The organism is Mycobacterium sp. TH-M25 (assembly GCF_057473665.1).
In genome coordinates this window covers 1-7,286 of record NZ_JBYCLA010000533.1, presented here as the reverse complement: position 1 = coordinate 7,286, position 7,286 = coordinate 1, and the positions used below count along the sequence as shown (strand labels likewise).

The window sequence follows — 7,286 nt, the reverse complement described above, 5'->3', positions numbered from 1 at the left end:
ATACCCGGTGAACTGGTGCCCAATGTGCCGTTCAGCTTCGACCCGACCGCGCTGCGCGCCGCAAAGGTCAGCGCCGGCGACCGCAAGCAACGCCCGGCATTCATCTCCACACCGCTGCCGTACCCACCCGCCGACGACGTCATCCTCGCCGACCTCATCGGCTTCTTCAACGACCCGGTGAAAGGCTTCTTCCGCGCCCTGGACTTCACGCTTCCGCACGACGTCGACGGCATCCAAGACGCCATGCCCGTCGACCTCGACAACCTCGAGCAGTGGTCGGTCGGTGACCGGATGCTGCACGACATTCTGCGGGGCATGACCGCTGAGCACGCCCGCGACGCCGAGTGGCGTCGAGGCACGTTGCCGCCGGGACACCTGGGGTGGCGCAAGGCCACCGAGATTCTGGACCAAGCCAACCTTTTGGCGTTAGAAGCCAAGCACTATCGGACGGCGGACGCCGAACCTTACGACGTCGACATCGAACTCGGCGGCGGGCGGCGCCTGAGCGGAACCGTGCCGGCGGTGTACGGTAGCCGCTTGGTCTCCGTGACGTATTCCAAGTTGGACGGTAAGCATCTGCTGGCGTCCTGGATTCCGTTGCTGGCGTTGTACGCTCGCGATTGCAGCCAGGACTTCTCGGCCGCATGCATCGGCCGGCCGCAGCGAGGCACCACCCCGCAGGTCGAGGAGATCGGCCGACCCGACGGTGACGCCGTCGAGCTGCTGCGCGAGCTGGTGGCGATCTACGACGCCGGCCGACGTGAGCCGCTGCCCTTGCCGGTCAAGACGTCCTATGCGTGGGCGCTCGCGCGCTATTCGGTCGACGACCCGGTACAGGCCGCCGAACGGCGTTGGAAGAGCGGTAATTACCCGGCCGAAGACCAGGCGCCGGCGCATGTGCGGGCTTGGGGCAACCGTGCTCCGCTGTCGGATTTGATGACGCCGTTGCGGCCGGGCGAGGAGTTCGACAGCGAAAGCAACCGGCTCGGCGCCTACGCCTGCCGACTCTGGCTGCCGATGCTGCGCGCCGAAAGGATCCCGACCTGATGCAGCCCTTCGACCTGCTGGGCCCCTTGCCGGCGGAGAAGTCCACCACCGTGCTGCAGGCCAGCGCGGGCACCGGCAAGACGTTCGCGTTGGCGGGCCTGGTGACGCGCTACCTCGCCGAAGGCAGGGCGACCCTGGATCAGATGCTGCTCACTACGTTCGGTCGCAACGCCAGCCAGGACCTGCGTGAGCGGGTGCGTCGTCAAATCGCAGACGCGGTAACTGCTTTCAGCGATTCGTCGATGGTCGGCGAGAACCAGCTGTTGGCGTATCTCCTAGCGGCGTCCGACGACGAGTGCGCGGTCCGCGAGCGGCGGCTGCGGGATGCGCTGGCCGGTTTCGACGCGGCGACCATCGCCACCACCCACCAGTTCTGCCAGCTGGTGCTCAAGTCGCTCGGGGTGGCCGGTGACACCGCGTCGACCGTCACCCTGCTGGAAAGCCTCGACGACCTCACCACCGAGGTCGTCGACGACCTGTATCTCGCTCACTTCGGCCGGCAACGCGACAATCCGGTGCTGCAGTACGAGCCCGCGCTGAAGCTGGCGCTCACGGCGGTCAACAACCCGGCCGCTGAGCTGCGGCCGCTCCAGGCGGAACCGGGGTCGGAGGCCGCCGCCCGCGTCGACTTCGCGAAAGCCGTTCTAGCCGAGCTGGACACCCGCAAACGCCGCCTCGGCGTGCTGGGCTACGACGATCTGCTGAGCCGGCTGGCCGCCGCGCTGGACACCGACGACTCCCCCGCCCGAGCACGCATGCGGCATCGGTGGCCCATCGTCATGGTCGACGAATTCCAGGACACCGACCGGGTGCAGTGGGAGGTGATCGATCGCGCGTTCAGCGGGCATTCGACGGTGATCCTGATCGGCGATCCGAAGCAGGCCATCTACTCGTTTCGCGGCGGCGACATCGTCACCTATCTCGAAGCCGCGAAGACGGCCGGTGACCGAAAGACGTTGGCCACCAACTGGCGCACCGACTCTGCGCTGCTGGACCGTGTGCAGGTGGTGCTGCGCGGCGCGCAGCTCGGTGACCCCGCCATTGCGGTGGAGGATGTCGCGGCTCACCATCGGGGCCACCGGCTTGCGGGCGCACCGCACAACGATCCGTTTCGGCTGCGAGTCGTTGCACGAGAGACGCTCGGCTGCAGCGGCGTTCAGAATCCATCCATCGACGCGATCCGCGAGCACATCGGCGCCGACCTGGCCGCCGACATTCGCGCCCTGCTGGCCAGCGGTGCGACATTCGACGGTGAGCCGCTGCGGGCCTGCGACATCGCGGTGATCGTCGAGCGGCACAAAGATGCCGACGCCTGCTTCAAAGCGCTGTGCAACATTGGAATACCCGTCGTCTATCCAGGCAACAACGACGTGTTCAGCTCCGACGCCGCGGCAGATTGGCTGTGCCTGTTGGAGGTCTTCGACCAACCGCAACGTCCCGGGTTGGTGCGCGCCGCGGCGGCGACGGTGTTCTTCGGCGAGACCGCGGAAACGCTGATGGCAGGCGGTGACCCACTGACCGATCGGATCGCCGGCACGCTGCGCGAATGGTCGTCGCATGCGCGGGAACGCGGGGTGGCCGCGGTGTTCGAGGCGGCGCAACTGTGCGGCATGGGCGCGCGGGTGCTGTCCTGGCGGGACGGTGAACGACGGATGACCGATCTCGCGCACGTCACCCAGTTGTTGCAGGACGTGGCCCACAACGAGCAGTTGGGCTTGCCGGGACTGCGGGATTGGCTGCGCAAGCAACGCGAAGAGCGCAGCGGCGAAACCGAACGCAACCGTCGACTCGACAGCGACGCCACCGCCGTGCAGGTGATGACGGTGTACGCGGCCAAGGGTTTGCAATTCCCGGTTGTCTATCTGCCGTTCGCGTTCAACCGCTATATCCAGGACCACGACATGGTGGTGTACCACGATGGCGACGTGCGCTGCCTGTATGTCGGCGGCAAGAACGGGCCCGGCGCCCCAGTCGCCAAGCAGCAGGGCCGCCGGGAGGACGCCAGCGACATCAGCAGGCTGAGCTATGTGGCGATGACACGCGCCCAGTCGCAGATGGTGGTGTGGTGGGCACCGTCCCGCGACGAACCCAACGGCGGGCTGTCGCGGCTGCTGCGTGGCCGTCGCCGCGGCGAGCCACTTGTGCCCGACAAGTGCTCCCCACCAAAGATTTCCGACGATGACGTGATGGCGAAGTTCCGGGAGTGGGAGTCCGCGGGCGGCCCGGTGATCGAAGCATCGGTGATCGCCGCCGCCGCGTCAGCGCCGGTCAAGCCGGCCCCGCCGAACCTGGGGATACGGCACTTCCACCGCAATATCGACACCGGATGGCGGCGCACCTCGTACTCAGGCCTGATTCGCATGGCCGAGACAACCGGGGTGACCAGCGAGCCGGAGACAACCGAGCTCGACGACGAAACCGGCGATATTGCGTTGACCGAGAATGCATCCGAGCCCTCGGTGGTATCCCCGATGGCCACGCTACCGAGGGGCGCGACGTTCGGTTCGTTGGTCCACGCGGTGCTCGAGAAAGCCGACCCGTTCGCCGACGACCTTGCCGTGGAGCTTCAGGCTCACGCTTCGCGCGAACTCAACTGGTGGTCGGTGGACGTCACGCCTTTTGATCTGGCGGCGGCGATGCTGCCTCTGCACGACACGTCGTTGGGCCCGCTGGCCGGCGGCCTGACATTACGGCAGATCGGGCTACGGGACCGGTTGCGCGAGTTGGACTTCGAGATCCCGCTAGCCGGCGGCGATCAGCGTGCCGGTGCGCCGGACGTGTCGTTGTCCGATGTCGGGGAACTGCTGGGCGCTTACCTACCCGACGTTGATCCTTTCGCGCCGTACGTCGATCGATTGACGTCGGCTGCGTTGGGTAACCAGCCGCTGCGGGGATACCTGTCCGGTTCGGTCGATGCGGTGCTGCGGCTGCCGGATCAGCGCTACCTGGTGGTGGATTACAAGACCAACCACCTCGGCGACAATGCCGCCGACTATGGGGCCGCGCGGATGGCTGAGGCGATGCTGCACTCGGACTATCCGCTGCAGGCACTGCTGTACACCGTTGTGCTGCATCGTTTTCTGCGGTGGCGGGTGCCTGGCTACGATCCTTCGTTGCACCTCGGCGGGGTGCTGTACCTGTTCGTGCGGGGCATGTGCGGTGCGGAGACGCCGGTGATCGACGGGCACCCGTGCGGCGTGTTCAGCTGGCAGCCACCTAGTGGGCTGGTGGTTGCGCTCTCGGACCTGCTCGATGCGGGGAGGCAAGCGGCGTGACTTCTGTCGAGCTTGCCGTCGTTGCCAGCGGTCTTTTGGCGGTGTTCAACGAGGCCGGCGTGCTGGATGTTTCGGACGTCCGCGTCGCCGACCGGATCTGCGTCCTCGGCAAGGAGTCCGACGAACGCGTGGCGTTGGCGGTGGCGCTGCTGGTGCGCGCGCTGCGCGGCGGATCGGTGTGCATCGAGTTGGCGACCATCGCGTCTGACATCGCCGTCGACGACGTGCCGTGGCCCCCGGCTGAGGGTTGGTTGGCGGCGGTTCGGGACAGTGCGTTGCTGGACCAGGTGTTGCATCTCTACGACGAGCGACTGCTCTACCTCGACCGGTATTGGCGCGAGGAGAAGCAGGTCTGCGACGACTTGTTGGCGTTGCAGGTAACCAAGCCGGCAGTCGATGTGCCCGCCTCCGAGCGACTTTTCCCGGCCGGTTTCGAAGAGCAGCGCGAAGCCGCAGAAATCGCACTGGCTCAGGCGGTCACGGTGCTGACCGGGGGTCCCGGGACCGGGAAGACAACCACGGTCGCACGACTGCTCGCGCTGCTCGCCGAGCAAGCGCAGCTTTCCGGTGCATCCCGGTTGCGGATCGCGCTGGCCGCGCCGACCGGGAAGGCGGCGGCCCGGCTGGCCGAAGCCGTACAACTCGAAGTGGGCCGGTTAGATGAGGCCGATCGTGTGCGGCTCGCGGGGCTGCAGGCGATGACGCTGCATCGGCTGTTGGGCAGCCGGCCGGACACCTCGACCCGGTTTCGGCACGATCGCGGAAACCGGTTGCCGCACGACGTGATTGTGGTCGACGAGACGTCGATGGTGTCGCTGACCATGATGGCGCGGCTGCTGGAAGCGGTGCGGCCGGATTCCCGACTGATTCTCGTCGGTGACGCCGACCAGCTCGCGTCGGTGGAAGCGGGTGCCGTGCTCGCCGACTTGGTCGAGGGCATCTCATCGCGCAGCGATATGCGGGTGGCGACGCTGAAGACCTCGCACCGGTTCGGCGAGTCGATCGGTCTTCTCGCCGAGGCGATCCGAGTCGGTGACGCGGATACGGCGTTAGAGCTGTTACACGCAGGTGGTGAACATATCGAATTCATAGAAGCCGACGATGCATCAGACGCGTTGCGATCAGTATTGTTGCCGCATGCGTTGCGACTGCGCGAGGCGGCGCAGTGCGGCGCCGATGACGTCGCGCTGGCGACGTTGGATGAGCACCGGCTGCTGTGTGCACACCGAGAGGGGCCGTTCGGGGTCCGGCACTGGAATCATCAAGTCGAGCAATGGCTTTCCGACGCGACGGGCCAGCCGCCGTGGTCGGAGTGGTATCCCGGGCGACCGCTGTTGGTGACCGCTAATGACCACGGGCTGCATATCTACAACGGCGATACTGGCGTGGTGGTCGCGCGCTCCGACGGGCTTCGAGCCGTCGTCGCTGGTGCCGGCGGACCACTGGACTTCGCGACCAGCCGGCTCTCCGACGTCGAGACCATGCATGCGATGACGATTCACAAGTCGCAAGGTAGCCAGGCTGACGAGGTGACCGTGCTTATGCCCAGCGAGGATTCGCGGTTGTTGACGCGGGAGTTGTTCTACACGGCGGTGACTCGAGCGAAGCGGAAGGTGCGGGTGGTGGGATCAGGGGCGGCAATGCGGGCCGCGGTAGAGCGAAGAGCACTGCGAGCTACGTCGCTAGAGGTGCGATTGCGAAGATGGCTGGGTTCGGGGGCGGATGTCAACGCATAGTACGGATAAGCGGGTAGGCGAATTTTCCCAGGAACGCGGCATTATCCTGCGCATTTGTCGAATCGTGCAACGAAGTCGCTCATGACAGTTGTGCCCAGTATTCCGTCAGTGCGCTCGATTCAAAACGCTCTCGAGGACATCCTGGAGCGATCCGCGAGAGCCTCTGCCCGTAGAAGCTCGGACCGGGAGCGGTCCCGCCTCCGAAATCTGACCGTGCTGGCCGGACCCCATGAACTGTTCCACGGGGTCCGGCCAAGTGCGCCAAGCCAGCCGATGCGCGTTCTAGGGTGGCCTCCGAGGGCACTTCAGCCACGCGTGCCGAGCGCACCGACCCGCAGGCCGACGGTTTGGGCCGTCTGCCGGTCAACCCTATGCCCCACCCATTCGGCGAAGGGGGCGTCCTGGTACCGCCCCGGTCCGTGTGGTCGAACGCTTGCTGAGCCAGCAACTGGCGCATGTCCTAGAGGGAGCGGTGGCGGGTGCGAGGGAAAAGAGGTCTATGACTAACACATCTTCTGTCGCTCATTCTTGGGATGACTACCTGCCCTGGAACGATGCGGTTGCCGACGTGATCTATCCGCCCAGCGAGGACGGAAAGCCGGCCTACATGGACATGGAGACGGCCGAACTGCGCGCGATAGCGGAGCACGCCGGTCATGTTGGCGAAGACGCGCGAGAAGCCCTCGCCGCGGCAGTGCGAGCGGTGACAGCCGGCGACAACGGCAACTTTTCCCTGGAGCGCCTAAACGTCCGCACCAAGATGTGGTCCTCCTCCAAGAAGAAGCACCCTGAGCCGCCGCCGTGTTTGGCATTCTTGGCCGTCACCGCGCTGGCTGCCGAGGATATGGGCACGTCGGATGACGACATCGCCGGCCATGCGTATTACGCCCGACTCGCCAAGTTGTTGGGACGCGCCAACGACGATCACGGTGTGCGCCAGCAGTACGCGAAATACGCCGAGTTCCTGTGGCGATGCCTCAATCGCTGGCTGGAGGACCTCGACGGCGAACGCGGAATTCCGACCGCGTACGCGCTCACTCACCGCTACGTTGGCTTGCCGGTGTCGCAGGCCTTGGTGCGGGAGGGCGACCGACGCAAGTTTCCAGCGATGTTCGCGCAATTCGGACTTAGTCCCGGCATGCAGATCGCCCCAGAGGATCTCGTCGGCTATCTCAATCATTGGCTAAGCGGCGAGGGCTCGCCCGCGTCGTCGTATCTGCGCAGTCTG

2 protein-coding genes and 2 pseudogenes are annotated in these 7,286 nt (G+C 66.1%); all 4 read left to right on the top strand.

What is annotated here, in order from left to right:
* Nucleotides 1-1,047: pseudogene (locus AC2VOU_RS17870) on the top strand (exodeoxyribonuclease V subunit gamma); the annotation flags it as partial.
* Nucleotides 1,047-4,322 (top strand): exodeoxyribonuclease V subunit beta, encoded by a 3,276-nt coding sequence (recB, locus tag AC2VOU_RS17865; RefSeq protein WP_486958577.1) that lies wholly within the window; start codon nt 1,047-1,049, stop codon nt 4,320-4,322. The pseudogene AC2VOU_RS17870 and the gene recB, both read left to right, overlap by 1 nt.
* Complete coding sequence (recD, locus tag AC2VOU_RS17860) at nt 4,319-6,058, top strand: exodeoxyribonuclease V subunit alpha (RefSeq protein WP_486958576.1); 1,740 nt, start codon at nt 4,319-4,321, stop codon at nt 6,056-6,058. Before recB ends, recD begins: the two co-directional genes overlap by 4 nt.
* A gap of 499 nt (nt 6,059-6,557) precedes the next feature.
* Nucleotides 6,558-7,286, top strand: a pseudogene (locus AC2VOU_RS17855) (hypothetical protein); the annotation flags it as partial.

What these genes read in the sequence shown, in the direction of transcription:
- recB (WP_486958577.1), top strand. Translation starts at nt 1,047, where the DNA reads ATGCAGCCCTTCGACCTGCTGGGCCCCTTGCCGGCGGAGAAGTCCACC.